At 43.3% G+C, this 16302-nt stretch carries 14 protein-coding genes and 1 pseudogene; 13 read left to right on the forward strand and 2 right to left on the reverse strand.

The window, feature by feature from the left end; all coding sequences use genetic code 11:
• The first annotated feature begins 1 nt into the window (after position 1).
• The 13 genes and pseudogenes from QA442_RS10515 (at position 2) to QA442_RS10575 (ending at position 12803) form a co-directional block, all read left to right on the forward strand.
• Positions 2–1187 (forward strand): annotated as a pseudogene (locus QA442_RS10515) (CCA tRNA nucleotidyltransferase).
• Positions 1172–2149, forward strand: a complete 978-nt coding sequence (locus QA442_RS10520; RefSeq protein WP_040082793.1) for a bifunctional biotin--[acetyl-CoA-carboxylase] synthetase/biotin operon repressor — start codon at positions 1172–1174, stop codon at positions 2147–2149. Before QA442_RS10515 ends, QA442_RS10520 begins: the two are co-directional and overlap by 16 nt.
• 245 nt (positions 2150–2394) lie before the next feature.
• On the forward strand, positions 2395–3228 hold the full coding sequence (gene panB, locus QA442_RS10525) for a 3-methyl-2-oxobutanoate hydroxymethyltransferase (protein ID WP_095431525.1): 834 nt from the start codon (positions 2395–2397) through the stop codon (positions 3226–3228).
• A 1-nt stretch (position 3229) separates the two neighbouring features.
• A complete protein-coding gene (gene panC, locus QA442_RS10530; protein WP_024571841.1) occupies positions 3230–4090 on the forward strand; it encodes a pantoate--beta-alanine ligase in 861 nt (286 codons plus the stop codon).
• Position 4091: 1 nt separating this feature from the next.
• Positions 4092–4475 carry an aspartate 1-decarboxylase gene (gene panD, locus QA442_RS10535; protein WP_003225586.1) on the forward strand — a complete coding sequence of 128 codons (384 nt, stop codon included), beginning with the start codon at positions 4092–4094 and terminating at the stop codon, positions 4473–4475.
• Between the two features lie 125 nt (positions 4476–4600).
• Positions 4601–7396 carry an ATP-dependent DNA helicase DinG gene (gene dinG, locus QA442_RS10540; protein ID WP_279474341.1) on the forward strand — a complete coding sequence of 932 codons (2796 nt, stop codon included), beginning with the start codon at positions 4601–4603 and terminating at the stop codon, positions 7394–7396.
• A gap of 143 nt (positions 7397–7539) precedes the next feature.
• Entirely contained in the window at positions 7540–7710 is a 171-nt protein-coding gene (locus QA442_RS10545) for a YpmA family protein (protein ID WP_003225588.1), read from the forward strand.
• An 8-nt stretch (positions 7711–7718) separates the two neighbouring features.
• Entirely contained in the window at positions 7719–8204 is a 486-nt protein-coding gene (gene tseB / locus QA442_RS10550; RefSeq protein WP_014664381.1) for a cell wall elongation/penicillin-binding protein regulator TseB, read from the forward strand.
• Positions 8205–8226: 22 nt separating this feature from the next.
• On the forward strand, positions 8227–9408 hold the full coding sequence (gene aspB / locus QA442_RS10555) for an aspartate transaminase AspB (RefSeq protein WP_014664380.1): 1182 nt from the start codon (positions 8227–8229) through the stop codon (positions 9406–9408).
• A 142-nt stretch (positions 9409–9550) separates the two neighbouring features.
• On the forward strand, positions 9551–10843 hold the full coding sequence (gene asnS / locus QA442_RS10560) for an asparagine--tRNA ligase (RefSeq protein WP_040083776.1): 1293 nt from the start codon (positions 9551–9553) through the stop codon (positions 10841–10843).
• Positions 10844–10935: 92 nt separating this feature from the next.
• Positions 10936–11634 carry a DNA replication protein DnaD gene (gene dnaD / locus QA442_RS10565; RefSeq protein ID WP_014664378.1) on the forward strand — a complete coding sequence of 233 codons (699 nt, stop codon included), beginning with the start codon at positions 10936–10938 and terminating at the stop codon, positions 11632–11634.
• 18 nt (positions 11635–11652) lie between these two features.
• Positions 11653–12312, forward strand: a complete 660-nt coding sequence (nth, locus tag QA442_RS10570; protein ID WP_014664377.1) for an endonuclease III — start codon at positions 11653–11655, stop codon at positions 12310–12312.
• Complete coding sequence (locus QA442_RS10575) at positions 12309–12803, forward strand: YpoC family protein (protein WP_095431527.1); 495 nt, start codon at positions 12309–12311, stop codon at positions 12801–12803. The genes nth and QA442_RS10575 overlap by 4 nt, the downstream gene beginning before the upstream one ends.
• A gap of 73 nt (positions 12804–12876) precedes the next feature.
• Here QA442_RS10575 and QA442_RS10580 read toward each other — a convergent pair whose 3' ends face one another.
• Complete coding sequence (locus QA442_RS10580) at positions 12877–15621, reverse strand: PBP1A family penicillin-binding protein (protein WP_095431528.1); 2745 nt, start codon at positions 15619–15621, stop codon at positions 12877–12879.
• Positions 15622–15642: 21 nt separating this feature from the next.
• On the reverse strand, positions 15643–16263 hold the full coding sequence (gene recU / locus QA442_RS10585; RefSeq protein ID WP_014664374.1) for a Holliday junction resolvase RecU: 621 nt from the start codon (positions 16261–16263) through the stop codon (positions 15643–15645).
• Positions 16264–16302: the final 39 nt, after the last annotated feature.

Consider the following 16302-nt stretch of genomic DNA (forward strand, 5'->3'; position numbering starts at 1 on the left):
CATGGAAAAAGTTTTTATCAAAGCACTTCCCGTGCTCCGCACCTTAATCGAAGCGGGCCATCAGGCTTATTTTGTCGGGGGCGCAGTTCGTGACAGTTATATGAAACGAACGATCGGAGATGTTGATATCGCGACAGATGCCGCACCTGATCAAGTAGAACGGCTGTTTCAGCGGACTGTTGATGTAGGCAAAGAGCACGGGACCATCATTGTGCTCTGGGAAGATGAAACCTATGAAGTCACGACATTCCGGACTGAGTCTGATTACGTGGATTACAGAAGACCGTCAGAAGTGCAATTTATCTCATCATTAGAAGAGGATTTAAAACGCAGAGATTTGACGATCAATGCGATGGCCATGACAGCGGACGGGAAGGTGCTTGATTATTTTGGCGGCAGGAAAGATATTGATCAGAAAGTGATTCGAACCGTTGGAAAGCCCGAGGACAGATTTCAAGAAGATGCGCTTCGTATGCTGAGAGCCGTACGCTTTATGAGCCAGCTTGGCTTTACGCTTTCACCGGAAACAGAAAAAGCCATTTCGATAGAAAAATCTCTCCTCTCCCATGTTTCAGTCGAACGAAAAACAATAGAGTTCGAGAAATTGCTGCAGGGAAGAGCTTCCCGCCAGGCGCTTCAAACGCTTATTCAAACGAGGCTGTATGAAGAGCTGCCTGGTTTGTATCATAAACGAGAAAACCTGATTTCAGCGAGTGAGTTTCCGTTCTTCTCTTTAACATCACGTGAGGAGCTTTGGGCAGCTCTTTTAATTGACCTCGACATCGTCTTGAAAGACGCGCCTCTTTTCCTGAAAGCCTGGAAGCTCCCGGGAAAAGTGATGAAGGAAGCCATTCACATTGCCGATACGTTTGGCCAGAGCCTTGACGCAATGTCAATGTACAGAGCTGGGGAAAAATCACTGCTCTCAGCGGCCAAAATATCGCAGCTGCGGCAAAACAAAACACTGGATGAAAAAAAACTGAAGGACATTCAATACGCTTATCAAAACCTGCCGATCAAAAGCCTTAAGGATCTTGATCTCACGGGTAAGGATTTGCTTGCGCTTCGAAACCGGAAAATGGGTGTCGGAAGAATTACAGAGGATCGAGCAGGCTGTTGTGACAGGAAAGCTCTCCAATCAAAAGAAACACATAGAGGAGTGGCTGAAGACATGCGGTCAACATTAAGAAAAGACCTTATTGAATTATTTGCTCAGGCCGGCAAAGAATTTATTTCCGGCCAAAAAATCAGTGATGCACTCGGCTGTTCTAGAACTGCTGTATGGAAGCATATAGAAGAGCTTCGAAAAGAGGGCTATGAAGTAGAAGCCGTAAGAAGAAAAGGATATCGGCTCATCAAAAAGCCCGGGAAACTCAGTGAAAGCGAAATTCGCTTTGGATTAAAAACGGACATGATGGGGCAGCATCTTATTTATCATGACGTTCTTTCAAGCACGCAAAAATCGGCTCATGAGCTTGCGAATAATAATGCACCGGAAGGCACCCTCGTGGTGGCTGACAAACAAACAGCCGGAAGGGGCCGAATGTCTAGGGTATGGCATTCTCAAGAAGGGAACGGCATTTGGATGAGCCTGATTTTGCGTCCAGATATCCCGCTCCAAAAAACACCCCAGCTCACACTGCTTGCTGCAGTAGCTGTTGTGCAGGGAATAGAAGAGGCAGCAGGCATCCAAACGGATATTAAATGGCCTAATGATATTTTAATTAACGGAAAAAAAACAGTCGGCATCCTAACAGAAATGCAGGCTGAAGAAGACCGCGTACGTTCAGTGATCATTGGAATCGGCATTAACGTTAACCAGCAGCCCGATGATTTTCCAGATGAATTGAAGGACATCGCGACAAGCCTCAGCCAAGCCGCTGGAGAAAAAGTCGATCGGGCTGGCGTCATCCAGCAAATTTTACTTTGCTTTGAGAAACGGTACCGGGATTATATGACACACGGATTTACGCCGATTAAGCTTTTGTGGGAAAGCTATGCGCTCGGAATTGGCGCTAATATGAGAGCCAGAACGTTAAACGGAACCTTTTACGGGAAGGCGTTAGGTATAGATGATGAAGGCGTTCTGCTTTTAGAAACGAATGAAGGCATGAAAAAAATCTATTCTGCCGATATTGAATTGGGCTAATGTGTTGGTACAAGCCCGTTGATTTTGGTATACTTCCATTGGGCAGTATCGCCTGCGAACTGCACCTATTATTAAAATAGATAGACATTGCAGCAGTCTGCCTTGATCCAAAAAAGGACTGGGACAGAGGGATGAAACTCGCCGAACTTTAGAAAGTGAAGGATCCTTCTCGTTGTAACGGAAGGTTTTTTTGCTTGCAGAAGAAAACGGCAGCTCATCTCCTCTAAACATGAGGAGGAGAAAACATGAAAACAAAACTGGATTTTCTAAAAATGAAGGAATCTGAAGAACCGATCGTCATGCTGACCGCTTATGATTATCCGGCAGCTAAACTTGCTGAACAAGCGGGAGTTGACATGATTTTAGTCGGTGATTCACTCGGAATGGTCGTTCTCGGCCTTGATTCAACTGTCGGTGTGACAGTAGCGGACATGATTCATCATACAAAAGCCGTTAAAAGGGGTGCGCCGAATACCTTTATTGTGACAGATATGCCGTTTATGTCTTATCACCTTTCCAAGGAAGATACGCTGAAAAATGCAGCGGCTATCGTTCAGGAAAGCGGAGCAGACGCACTAAAGCTTGAGGGCGGAGAAGGCGTGTTTGAATCCATTCGCGCATTAACGCTTGGAGGCATTCCAGTGGTGAGCCACTTAGGTTTAACTCCGCAGTCAGTCGGCGTATTGGGTGGATATAAAGTACAGGGCAAAGATGAACAAAGCGCCAAAAAATTAATAGAAGACAGTATAAAATGCGAAGAGGCAGGAGCTATGATGCTTGTGCTGGAATGTGTACCGGCGGAACTAACAGCCAAAATTGCCGAGACGCTAAGCATCCCGGTCATCGGAATCGGGGCTGGTGTGAAAGCGGACGGACAAGTTCTCGTTTATCATGATATAATCGGCCACGGTGTTGAGAGAACACCTAAATTCGTAAAGCAATATACGCGCATTGATGAAAACATCGAAACAGCAATCAGCGGATATGTTCAGGATGTAAGACATCGTGCTTTCCCTGAACAAAAGCATTCCTTTCAAATGAACCAGACAGTGCTGGACGGCTTATACGGGGGAAAATAAGATGAGACAGATTACTGATATTTCACAGCTGAAAGAAGCCATAAAACAATATCATTCAGAGGGCAAGTCAATCGGATTTGTTCCGACGATGGGGTTTCTGCATGAGGGGCATTTAACCTTAGCAGACAAAGCAAGACAAGAAAACGACGCTGTTATTATGAGTATTTTTGTCAATCCTGCACAATTCGGCCCGAATGAAGATTTTGAAGCATATCCGCGCGATATTGAGCGGGATGCAGCTCTTGCAGAAAACGCCGGAGTCGATATTCTATTTACCCCAGATGCTCATGATATGTATCCCGGTGAAAAGAATGTCACGATTCATGTAGAAAGACGCACAGACGTGTTATGCGGGCGCTCAAGAGAAGGACATTTTGACGGGGTCGCGATCGTACTGACGAAGCTTTTCAATCTAGTCAAGCCGACTCGTGCCTATTTCGGTTTAAAAGATGCGCAGCAGGTAGCTGTTGTTGATGGGTTAATCAGTGACTTCTTCATGGATATTGAATTGGTTCCTGTCGATACGGTCAGAGAGGAAGACGGCTTAGCCAAAAGCTCTCGCAATGTATACTTAACAGCTGAGGAAAGAAAAGAAGCGCCTAAGCTGTATCGGGCCCTTCAAACAAGTGCGGAACTGATCCAAGCCGGTGAAAGAGATCCTGAAGCGGTGATAAAAGCTGCAAAAGAAATCATTGAAACGACTAGCGGAACCATAGACTATGTAGAGCTTTATTCCTATCCGGAACTCGAGCCTGTGAATGAAATTGCTGGAAAGATGATTCTCGCTGTTGCAGTTGCTTTTTCAAAAGCGCGTTTAATAGATAATATCATTATTGATATTCGAGAAATGGAGAGAATATAATATGTATCGAACAATGATGAGCGGCAAACTTCACAGGGCAACTGTTACGGAAGCAAACCTGAACTATGTGGGAAGCATTACAATTGATGAAGATCTCATTGATGCGGTGGGAATGCTTCCTAATGAAAAAGTGCAAATTGTGAATAATAATAATGGAGCACGTCTTGAAACGTATATTATTCCTGGTAAACGGGGAAGCGGCGTCATATGCTTAAACGGTGCAGCCGCACGCCTTGTGCAGGAAGGAGATAAGGTCATTATTATTTCCTACAAAATGATGTCTGATCAAGAAGCGGCAAGCCACGAGCCGAAAGTGGCTGTTCTGAATGATCAAAACAAAATTGAACAAATGCTGGGGAACGAACCAGCCCGTACAATTTTGTAGAAGAAAAGCCCCCTTTATCGGGGGTTTTCTTTTAAGATTTTGAGAGTAAAACGGTTTTGCCGCTCCATTTCCGTACAAAACGTGTTACACTTTTGTCGTATGCAAGAATTGAGGTGTCCATTTTAATGAATAAGCAACGGTTCGTTGTTATAGATGTAGAGACAACAGGGAATTCGCCGAAGAAAGGCGATAAAATCATACAAATCGCAGCGGTTGTAATCGAAAATGGACAAATTACTGAGCGGTTTTCAAAATACATTAATCCAAATAAATCAATCCCTGCTTTTATTGAGCAGCTTACTGGAATCTCTAATCAAATGGTCGAGAATGAACAGCCATTTGAAGCAGTTGCTGAAGAAGTATTCCAATTGCTTGACGGCGCTTATTTTGTCGCCCACAATATCCATTTTGACCTTGGATTTGTCAAGTATGAGCTGCATAAGGCGGGCTTTCAGCTCCCAGATTGTGAAGTGCTTGATACTGTCGAGCTCTCACGCATTGTTTTTCCGGGGTTTGAAGGGTATAAGCTGACGGAATTAAGCGAGGAGCTTCAGCTGCGGCATGATCAGCCGCACCGGGCTGACAGCGATGCTGAAGTGACAGGGCTTATTTTTTTGGAAATCCTTGAAAAGCTGCGGCAGCTTCCTTATCCGACATTAAAGCAGTTAAGAAGGCTTTCGCAGCATTTCATCAGTGATCTGACGCATTTGTTGGATATGTTCATTAATGAAAACAGACATACCGAGATACCGGGCTATACGCGCTTTTCTTCGTTTTCTGTCAGAGAACCTGAAGCTATCGATGTTCGTATAAATGAGGACGAGAACTTCTCATTTGAGATCGAAAGCTGGGAAGCGGGAAATGAAAAAGCGCTGTCAGAGTTAATGCCTGGGTATGAAAAAAGAGACGGCCAAATGATGATGATGAGAGAGGTGGCTGATGCGTTTGCCAATCGTGAGCATGCGCTGATTGAAGCTCCTCCGGGAATCGGAAAAACGATTGGCTATCTGATTCCGGCTGCGCTTTTTGCCAAGAAATCAAAAAAGCCGGTCATAATCAGCACGTATTCGACGCTTTTACAGCAGCAGATTCTAACAAAGGATTTGCCGATTGTCCAAGAACTGTTTCCATTTCCGGTAACAGCGGCGATTTTAAAAGGACAATCGCATTATTTATGCCTGTATAAATTCGAGCAGGTGCTTCATGAAGAAGATGATAATTATGATGCGGTACTGACAAAGGCACAGCTTCTCGTTTGGCTGACAGAGACAAATACAGGGGATGTAGCGGAACTGAATTTGCCTTCAGGCGGAAAGTTGCTGTGGGACAGATTGGCGTATGACGATGACTCCTATAAAAGAAGCCGCAATGAGCATGTGACCGGCTTTTACGAGCGGGCCAAACAGATCGCTATACGTTCCGATTTGGTGATCACCAATCATTCCCTTTTGCTGACCGATGAAGGCAGCCAGAAAAAAAGGCTACCCGAAAGCGGCACATTTATTATTGATGAAGCACATCATTTTGAACGTGCGGCAAGCGAACATTTAGGGAAAAGAGCCACGTACATAGAATTGCATACGAAATTGAGCAGAATCGGCACTCTGAAGGAGCAGGGACTTCTAAAAAAGATGAGACAGTTATTCCAGCGAAACAGCCTGCCGGTTGATTCATTTTTCGAATTGGAAGAGTGGCTTCAGCACGTTCAAGCAGAAAGTGATGCTTTCTTCAGCTCTGTACATTCTTTTGTCAAACGAAGAAAACCTAAAGAAGACTTGAACCGTCTAGTGTTTAAGGTGAACAAAGAAAGCCAGGATAAAAGCTGGTCGATCTTAACGGATGGTGCGGAGAGGCTTTGTTCCATGCTGACACATTTGCAGCAGCTTTTTGAGGCACAGTCGTCCCTGATAGAAAAACATCTGAAGGGTATGAAGAGCAAAACTGTCTTTTTGGCCGATGAATACCAAAGAAGCATGAAAGGCTTGCAGCATTATTGTCAGACGTTGCAGAAGCTGTTCTTTAGGTGCGATGACGATGAAGCGGTTTGGATTGAAATAGATGCTAAAGGTGCGAAAAATGCAGTGGCCATTTACGCACAGCCCCTTGAACCTGGGGAACTTCTGGCTGATCAGTTTTTCGCGCGCAAAAATAGTGTGGTGCTAACGTCTGCAACCCTTACAGTCGAAGGCTCTTTTCAATTTATGATTGAACGACTGGGACTGAGTGACTTTTTCCCGCGGACAATGAGAATTGAGTCGCCCTTTTCTTATGATGAGCGCATGCAGGTGATGATTCCAAAGGAAATGAAGTCAATTCAGGATACAGGACAAACTGAATTTATCCAGGATACGGCTCGTTATATCGAACTGATGGCAAAGGAAAAACAGCCCAAAATCCTTGTGCTGTTTACATCCCATGAGATGCTGAAAAAGGTCCACCAGGAGCTTAAGCATATCATGAGTGCTTCCGGCATTCAGCTCTTGGCACAAGGGATTACAGGCGGAAGTCCCGGCAAACTGATGAAAACTTTTAAAACATCCAATCAGGCGATCCTGCTTGGAACAAATCATTTTTGGGAAGGCGTTGATTTCCCTGGTGATGAGCTGACAACAGTAATGATCGTGAGGCTCCCATTCCGATCCCCAGATCACCCGCTTCATGCTGCAAAATGTGAGCTTGCCCGCAAAAAAGGAAAGAATCCATTTCAAACAGTGTCATTACCGGAGGCTGTACTGACCTTCAGGCAAGGAGTCGGACGCTTGCTGCGTACTGCGGGAGACAAAGGAACGATTATGATATTGGACAGACGGATTAAAACCGCTGGATACGGCCGGCTGTTTCTTGATGCCTTGCCGACAACCTCAGTATCCGAAATGACTGACAGCGAGCTTGAAGCTTATGTTGCAGGGAAAAATAAATAAAAGCCGCATAAAGCGGCTTTTGCGGTGTGGGAGTAGGATGATGTTTTATTTAAAAGCGGTTATTCCCGCTCTGTGATACTAGTATGGCGTGTCCTGAAATGGAGTATGACTAACAATATTTGTTCAAAATGGAGGATGAAAAAATGGAAAGTAAAATCGAGATTCTTTCAACAATTAATGTAGAGCATTCTGATGATCTGTATAAAATTGTGGACACACTGAATCGGACGCTGAAAAGAGACAATCTAATGTTCGGTCTTGCACTTGATGAAGAAAACAAAAACCAAGCCGTTTTTACCATTTATCGTACGTAGGTGAGAAGATGAGAAAAAAAGCATTAATATTTACCGTCATTTTTGGTATTATTTTTTTAGCAGTACTTCTTGTCTCGGCAAGCATTTATAAATCAGCCATGGCACAAAAGGAAGAGGGGCACGAAGCAGCAGCTGCTGAAGCTAAAAAAGAAACCGATCTCGCCAATGTTGATCAAGTCGAAACATTTGTCGGAAAAGAAAAATATTATGTTGTCAAGGGTACGGATAAAAAAGGCACTGCCTTATATGTCTGGGTTCCTGCTAATAAAAAAGCAAAAATTCTCTCAAAAGAAGCAAAAGAGGGAATCTCGGAAGACAAAGCGGCGAAAATCATACAGGATGAAGGGCTGGTTTCAAAACAAAAAGAGGTTCATCTGGCAAGAGAAGGTAACGTTCTGCTATGGGAAGTGACGTACTTAGACAAAGAAGGTCAATACAGTTTAAGTTATGTGGACTTTACAACTGGAAAGATTCTCAAAAATATCACGCCTTAAGACGAATTAGGGGGAGTTCAAGTTGAAACTGGCAAAAAGAGTATCCGCATTAACACCATCAACTACACTGGCAATCACAGCGAAAGCGAAAGAACTGAAAGCCGCGGGCCATGATGTCATCGGTTTAGGCGCAGGCGAGCCGGACTTCAATACACCGCAGCACATTATTGATGCCGCTGTGCGTTCGATGAACGAAGGCCATACGAAATATACGCCTTCAGGTGGCTTGGCTGAACTGAAAAACAGCATTGCAGAGAAATTTAAACGCGACCAGAATATTGAATACAAACCGTCTCAAATTATTGTCTGCACTGGTGCCAAACATGCTCTGTACACCCTTTTCCAAGTGATTTTGGATGAAGAAGATGAAGTCATTATTCCGACGCCTTACTGGGTAAGCTATCCGGAGCAGGTGAAACTCGCTGGCGGAAAGCCTGTTTATGTACAAGGACTTGAAGAAAATCACTTCAAAATTTCGCCTGAGCAGCTAAAAAATGCGATTACGGAAAAAACAAAAGCAATCGTTATTAACTCTCCAAGCAATCCGACTGGAGTCATGTATACGGAAGAAGAACTGTCTGCGCTTGGTGAAGTATGCCTTGAACATGACATCCTAATTGTGTCTGACGAAATTTATGAAAAACTTACATACGGCGGAAAGAAACATGTTTCCATTGCACAGCTGTCTGACAGACTGAAAGAGCAAACGGTCATTATAAACGGCGTATCGAAGTCACACAGCATGACGGGCTGGCGAATTGGCTATGCGGCTGGAGCTGAAGACATTATAAAAGCGATGACGAACCTTGCTAGCCACAGCACGTCAAATCCGACATCAATCGCACAGTACGGGGCGATTGCTGCTTATAACGGACCTTCTGAGCCATTGGAAGAAATGAGAGAAGCCTTTGAACATAGATTAAACACGATCTATGCAAAGCTCGTAGAAATCCCTGGGTTCAGCTGTGTGAAGCCGGAGGGTGCTTTTTACTTGTTCCCGAATGCAAAAGAAGCGGCTCAATCTTGCGGTTTCAAAGATGTAGATGAATTTGTTAAAGCGCTTCTCGAGGAGGAAAAAGTTGCGATTGTTCCTGGATCCGGATTCGGTTCTCCTGAAAATGTCCGTCTTTCTTATGCCACCTCGCTAGATCTTCTTGAAAAAGCGATTGAAAGAATCAAACGTTTTGTCGAAAAACATAGCTAATAGTGAAAAAAGCGGCTGACAGAAAGCCGCTTTTTATCTGCATTGACCCGGTTAGTTAAGAGCGGGTATAATAAAGTGATGATAAAAGAGTTCGCGGGGCAATGAGCTTCCGAATGTCTTTCTTGTTTTGGAGGGAAATATGTTGAAAACAACAATCAACCAAGTGTACAAGCACGTAGGTGAGGAAGTAACGATCGGAGCTTGGGTCGCTAATAAGCGTTCAAGCGGGAAAATTGCATTTTTACAGCTTCGGGACGGTACTGGTTTTATTCAAGGTGTCGTAGTAAAAGCGGAAGTGGAAGAAAGCATTTTCCAAACAGCTAAATCAGTGACTCAAGAAACGTCACTCTATATAAAAGGGATTGTCAAAGAGGACGAGCGTTCCCCGCTTGGATATGAACTAGCTGTGACAGATATTGAAGTCATTCACGAAGCGACTGATTATCCAATTACACCAAAAGAACATGGTACGGAATTTTTGATGGATCACAGACATTTATGGCTTCGTTCAAAGCGCCAGCATGCGATCATGAAAATCCGTAATGAAATCATTCGCGCGACTTACGAATTCTTTAATAACGAAGGCTTTGTAAAAGTGGATCCGCCGATTTTGACTGGAAGTGCACCTGAAGGAACAACAGAGCTCTTTGCGACAAAGTACTTTGATGAAGATGCGTATCTGTCTCAAAGCGGCCAGCTTTACATGGAAGCTGCGGCAATGGCTTTAGGAAAAGTATTCTCTTTCGGACCGACATTCAGAGCGGAAAAGTCTAAAACAAAACGCCACTTAATCGAATTCTGGATGATTGAACCGGAAATGGCGTTTGTAGAGTTTGAAGAAAACCTTCAAGTACAGGAAAATTATGTTTCTTTCATCGTGCAATCCGTTCTTAAGAATTGCAAAATTGAATTAAACACATTGGGAAGAGACACGTCAAAACTTGAGCAAATCAAAGCTCCTTTCCCAAGAATCACGTATGATGAAGCGATTGAATTTCTGAAAGAAAAAGGCTTTGACGATATCGAGTGGGGAGATGATTTCGGAGCGCCTCATGAAACAGCAATTGCTGAACACTATGACAAACCGGTATTCATCACTCGCTATCCGACGTCTTTAAAACCGTTCTATATGCAGCCGGCTTCTGACCGTGAGGACGTCGTGCTTTGCGCTGACTTGATTGCACCGGAAGGCTATGGAGAAATCATTGGCGGATCTGAACGGATTCACGATATGGAACTTTTGGAATCGCGTCTTACAGAACATGGACTGGATTCTGACGCATATAAATGGTATGCTGAACTTAGAAAATATGGATCAGTTCCTCATTCAGGCTTCGGTCTTGGATTAGAGCGGACAGTAGCTTGGATTAGCGGAGCGCCTCACGTTCGTGAAACGATCCCGTTCCCAAGACTATTAAACCGTCTGTATCCGTAATACATTCAAATGAAACAAAAAAGAGTCTCCTGCAAGGGAGACTTTTTACAGTAAAGGGGAAATCACAATCCTTTACAGTAAGAGGTGTGACGATGAAAAAACAGCAATTTATTGATATGCAGGAGCATGGAACATCAACAATCCCCAATCTTCTGCTCACGCATTATAAACAGCTTGGACTTAATGAAACAGAACTTATTCTGCTGTTAAAAATTAAAATGCATTTAGAAAAAGGATCATATTTTCCTACACCGAATCAGCTGCAGGAAGGTATGTCAATTTCTGTTGAGGAATGTACAAACAGATTGCGCATGTTTATTCAAAAAGGCTTTCTGTTTATTGAAGAATGCGAGGATCAAAACGGCATCAAATTTGAGAAGTATTCTCTCCAGCCTTTATGGGGCAAGCTGTACGAGTATATTCAGCTTGTACAGAATCAAACACAGGAAAGAAAAGCAGAAGGGGAACAAAAAAGCCTTTATACCATTTTTGAGGAAGAGTTCGCAAGGCCGTTATCACCTTTAGAGTGTGAAACGCTGGCGATCTGGCAGGACCAGGATCAGCATGACGCACAACTGATCAAACACGCGTTAAAAGAGGCTGTACTGTCAGGAAAACTCAGTTTCCGCTACATTGACCGGATTTTGTTTGAATGGAAGAAAAACGGGCTGAAAACTGTGGAGCAGGCAAAAATACACAGCCAAAAATTCCGGCGGGTACAAGCAAAGCAGAATGAACCGCAAAAAGAGTATAAAAGGCAGGTTCCTTTTTACAATTGGCTTGAACAATAAAGTGAAAAGGTGACAATCGTGTTAAATCTAAAACAAATTGAATTCTGTTTGGACAAGATAGGTGACATGTTTCCTCATGCGGAGTGTGAACTGGTTCATTCCAATCCTTTTGAATTAGTGGTGGCTGTCGCTTTATCTGCTCAATGTACAGATGCACTTGTAAACAGAGTGACCAAAACATTATTTCAAAAATATAAACGGCCGGAAGACTATTTGGCTGTCCCGCTGGAAGAGCTTCAGCAAGATATTAAATCAATCGGTTTATATCGTAATAAAGCGAAAAATATTCAAAAACTGAGTAAAATGATTATCGAAGAGTACGGCGGAGAAGTGCCGAGGGACCGTGATGAGCTTGTTAAGCTGCCAGGGGTCGGAAGAAAGACTGCTAACGTAGTGGTATCGGTTGCCTTTGGTGTGCCGGCCATCGCCGTAGATACCCATGTGGAGAGGGTCAGCAAACGGTTGGGTATCTGCCGGTGGAAGGACTCAGTGCTGGAAGTTGAAAAGACGCTGATGCGCAAGGTTCCAAAAGAAGACTGGTCCGTTACGCATCACCGTCTTATTTTCTTCGGCAGATATCACTGTAAAGCCCAATCTCCGCGCTGTGCGGAATGTCCGCTGCTTTCTTTATGCAGAGAAGGGCAGAAGAGAGATAAAAAAGGACTGGTGAAACGATGACGCAAGCGAAAGAAGTGTTGGCTTCCTATGAGGAATACTTGCGCAGTCTTGGCCCGGTGATCTCCCCGGATATGAAAGATGTCTTGCTGGTTAGCCCTGTGTATTTTGATTTCAGCACGGAATCTCAAGGTGTTTTGCCATGGGAGGACAGAGGTAAGTATGTTCCGCTTTTATTTAATGTGTGGGAAGACATTAAAGAATCACTTCTGCCTGTCTTTCAAACACGAAAATCGAGATGCGATCAAAATGACATGCTGAAGGGCATTGTGTGTTTGCTTGCTTCGTTTCATTGGACAGCAGGTGAGCGGGTGAAATCTCTTGATTGGGCAGAACTGACGGAGAAATCATTTCCCGTAATGCCGATCAATTGGGCCGAACGAGTGGAATTTATCCTCCTCAAGCCGACTCAATATCATTGCTTTATTCAGCTTGATGAGCTGTTTACTGAAATGAAAAAGCATTTTTATAAATATCATGCGATGAATCGATAAAACCTTCTCTTAAAAGGGGAGGTTTATTTATGAACAAAAAAAGCCATCACCCGAAGGGTGACGGCTTTTTTGTTTAATTTGTTTTTTGAGTTGATGATGAGTTTGTTTGTGCTTTATTAGATGTGTCTGTTTTATTTTTATTCGTGTCAGAACCTGATGAATCATTTTTACCAGAGTTCGAATCACCATCCGACGTATCCTGGTTGTTACTGTTGTCGTTATCGTTTGATTGGTCTTGGTTACTGTTGTCGGACGGATTGGTGTTCGTGTTGTCTTGTTTATTGTCTTGATCGTTTGTTGAATCATCTGTCTGATCTTGATCCGTCTGACCGTCATCTTTTTGAGAATCATCAGTTTGTGTATCATCCTGAGTCTTCTCATCATCTTGTTTTTCATCATCCGTTTGTTGCTGGTCTTTTTTATCTTCATCGTCTTCAGCTTTTGGCACCTCATAGGATGTGGAAGCTGTGCTTTTGCCATCATCACTGACGGCTGTTACTTCGAATTTGTACACAGATCCTGGCTGCACACCCGAAATGACTGCTTCTTTTGCAGAGCTGTTTTGAATTTCCGAGTAGCTGCCGCCATCAACAGATTGCTTAACAGCAAAGGTCGCATCTCCGTCGTAATTCCAGCTTAACGTTAGAGATTGATTGTCTTTATCGTATTTCACGTTTAAACCAGACAATTTAGCTGTTTCCTCTTTTTCTTCTTTCTCATATGTTTTAGAAACAGTAGAAGGAGCTGTGCCTTTAACAAAGTACTCTGTGAGCTTCTTATCGCTTGGCGTATTTGGCCCTGCCAGTTTTGCCGGATTAGAGCCTTTTTCTACAGTGGCTTCCACTACACTGTCAGGCTTCTCAAATGATCCGCTTCCGTCATCGACATCGGCGATGAGTTGGGCGAAGATGCGCTTTGCAATCTGTTGCTCTGTTTTATTTAAAGATTTTTTCCCTATCTTATTTTGAGAATCTACACCTGTCCAAACAGCAGCGGTATATTGAGGTGTATATCCTACAAACCATGAATCTGGTACACCGCCTTGTGCGATATTGTATTTTTGCATATCCGTTTCATCAAAGTTTGTTGTACCTGTTTTACCTGCAACTTCCACTCCCGGAACTTGGGCGAGCTGTCCAGTACCTGTCTTAACAGCTGTTTTCAGCATATCTGTAATCATAAACGCAGTATAATCGCTCATGGCTGACTTTGATTTTGGTGTTAAATCAAGCTTTGTGCCATCGTTAAATTCAATAGACTTTACAAAATGCGGTTCATTATATGTTCCGTTATTTCCGAAGGCGCTGTATGCTCCTGCCATTGTAAGTGAAGAGACACCGACATTCCCTTCTCCGAATCCTCCAATAGAGTAGGATTCATATACAGTATCTTTATCTAATCCCAGCCCAAGTCCATTGGCAAAGTCTACCGCTGTATCTTTTCCGACTGCTTGGAATGCTTTTAAAGCTGGAATATTACGAGATTGTGCCAGTGCTTCACGCATAGACATTGGTCCTTTATATCTGCGGTCAAAGTCTCGAATAGGTGTTCCATCTGAATACGTGTAAGCTGAGTCATCAATTTGCTCATAAGTTGACCATTTTTTATTTTCAATAACTGGACCGTAGTCGAGAATAGGTTTAATGGTAGATCCAGGCTGTCGCTTAGCTTGGGTCGCGTAATTGTAGCCTCCAACCGTAGAATTTCTTCCCGCACCAATCGCGCGGACTTCTCCGGTTTTTGTATCGAGAAGCGTCACGCCGCCCTGCATACCTTCAGTAAATCCGACAGTGTCTCCGTCCATTAATTCATCTAGTTTATCTTGTGCTTTTGTATCTAATGTTGTATAAATCTTTAATCCGTCAGCAGATGGATCGACATCAGATTTTTCATCAATTTCTTTCATGACTTCTTCAACAAACGCGCTGTATTTATTTGAGTTTGTTTTTTCATATTCCTTCTGTGACACAATGCCTTCGTCTTTCACCGCCACTTTTTTCGCTTTGTTGTATTGAGAATCAGAAATAAATCCTTGTTTTTTCATCAGACTGAGGACGATGTTCCGTCTTTTTTCCGCTTTATCCGGGTTTTTAACCGGGTTGTACGCTGTTGGGCTCTGCGGCATGCCCGCCAGTGTGGCAGCCTGTTCGACAGTCAATTTGCTTAAATCTGTGACGCCGAAAAACTCTTCCGCCGCTTTTCCGATTCCGTATGCTCTAGGAGAAAAATAAATCCGGTTTAAATACATTTCTAAAATTTCATCTTTAGAGTAATTGCGCTCCAGCTGAATTGAAAGCCAAACTTCCTGCACCTTCCGTTTTAACGTCTTCTGATGTGAAAGAAGGGAGTTTTTGACGACCTGCTGGGTGATCGTACTTCCGCCTTCAGCTCCGAAGCCGTCTGTAAAGTTGGCAACTAAGGCGCCGCCGATACGGACAGGGTCAATCCCGTGGTGCTCATAAAAACGAGCGTCTTCTGTCGCGATAAAGGCTTCTTTCACAACATCGGGTATTTGATCTATCGGCACGTAGGTCCGTTTTTCAGCGCCGACTTCAGCGATTTCTTTTCCGTTTTTATCGTATATTGTTGATGAATAAGGCGTCTTCAATTTACTTTCATCCAGTTTTGGCGCATCTGAAACCATGACGGCAAATGTAACGGCACCGCCGACAACGCCTAAAACAAACAGAATGAGTAAAGTGAGAAGGGTCTTTTTAAACAATCCGCCCTTTTTTCGTTTTTTTCCTTTTTTTGGTGAAGGACTCGACTTGCTGTTCGCTTTTCGTCGAGCTTCACGGCTGTTAAATTGATCTGACATAACATCTCAACCTTTCGTTAATCAACCTTTCGCACCAGATGATGGCGAAAAATAAAGCTGTTCAATAATACTAATATAATCAATTCTAGGTGCGTATCCAAGAGAAATCGGATAAGCCGCTTCCTCCAACTCATCTTTTCGAATTGATTTTCTGCCGTTTTTTTCTTTTCTGTCCCAGAAATAAAACAGCTTATCGGCTTCCAAAAAATAAACCTGGTCGAAAGCGGATATAATAACAAAACAAATACCGTCTTGAGCCTTTACCTGCTTCATATGTTCGATTTGATGGTCATGGAAATTCTGCAGGGGGAAAGAGGTCTTGTTTTTCGTTTCTTTCGCCTCAAAATCAATATACCGTCCTTTGTAAATCCCATTGTAGTCTGTTGTCGATGATTGTTTAAAATAAGCTTCTTTAATCACTGCGGCACTTCTTTTTGGATAATGGACATTTACAATTTGAACAGGTGTCGGCTTTTTGTGTATAACGGCAATTTGGTTTGTCAGATAATACTTATTCGTTTCGTTTAAGTCATCTTCGAGGGTCATTCCGCGATTACTGTATGACGGGGCCCTTTTCTGACTGCTTTGGGATGAAACCGAATGTTTCGGCTGAAATGTTTTTCCGTTAGGATACCGAATCACTTTCTCATCCTCCTTATTAAACTATTCATAACGGAAGTG

This window comes from Bacillus stercoris (genome assembly GCF_029772985.1).
Taxonomy (GTDB): domain Bacteria; phylum Bacillota; class Bacilli; order Bacillales; family Bacillaceae; genus Bacillus; species Bacillus stercoris.

Bases quoted from the DNA above. Each gene is read 5' to 3' on its own strand.
- QA442_RS10545 (WP_003225588.1), top strand. From the start codon at position 7,540: ATGGAAAGTAAAATCGAGATTCTTTCAACAATTAATGTAGAGCATTCT.
- QA442_RS10520 (WP_040082793.1), top strand. From the start codon at position 1,172: ATGCGGTCAACATTAAGAAAAGACCTTATTGAATTATTTGCTCAGGCC.
- panD (WP_003225586.1), top strand. From the start codon at position 4,092: ATGTATCGAACAATGATGAGCGGCAAACTTCACAGGGCAACTGTTACG.
- panC (WP_024571841.1), top strand. From the start codon at position 3,230: ATGAGACAGATTACTGATATTTCACAGCTGAAAGAAGCCATAAAACAA.
- QA442_RS10580 (WP_095431528.1), bottom strand. From the start codon at position 15,621: ATGTCAGATCAATTTAACAGCCGTGAAGCTCGACGAAAAGCGAACAGC.
- panB (WP_095431525.1), top strand. From the start codon at position 2,395: ATGAAAACAAAACTGGATTTTCTAAAAATGAAGGAATCTGAAGAACCG.
- dnaD (WP_014664378.1), top strand. From the start codon at position 10,936: ATGAAAAAACAGCAATTTATTGATATGCAGGAGCATGGAACATCAACA.
- tseB (WP_014664381.1), top strand. From the start codon at position 7,719: ATGAGAAAAAAAGCATTAATATTTACCGTCATTTTTGGTATTATTTTT.
- dinG (WP_279474341.1), top strand. From the start codon at position 4,601: ATGAATAAGCAACGGTTCGTTGTTATAGATGTAGAGACAACAGGGAAT.
- QA442_RS10575 (WP_095431527.1), top strand. From the start codon at position 12,309: ATGACGCAAGCGAAAGAAGTGTTGGCTTCCTATGAGGAATACTTGCGC.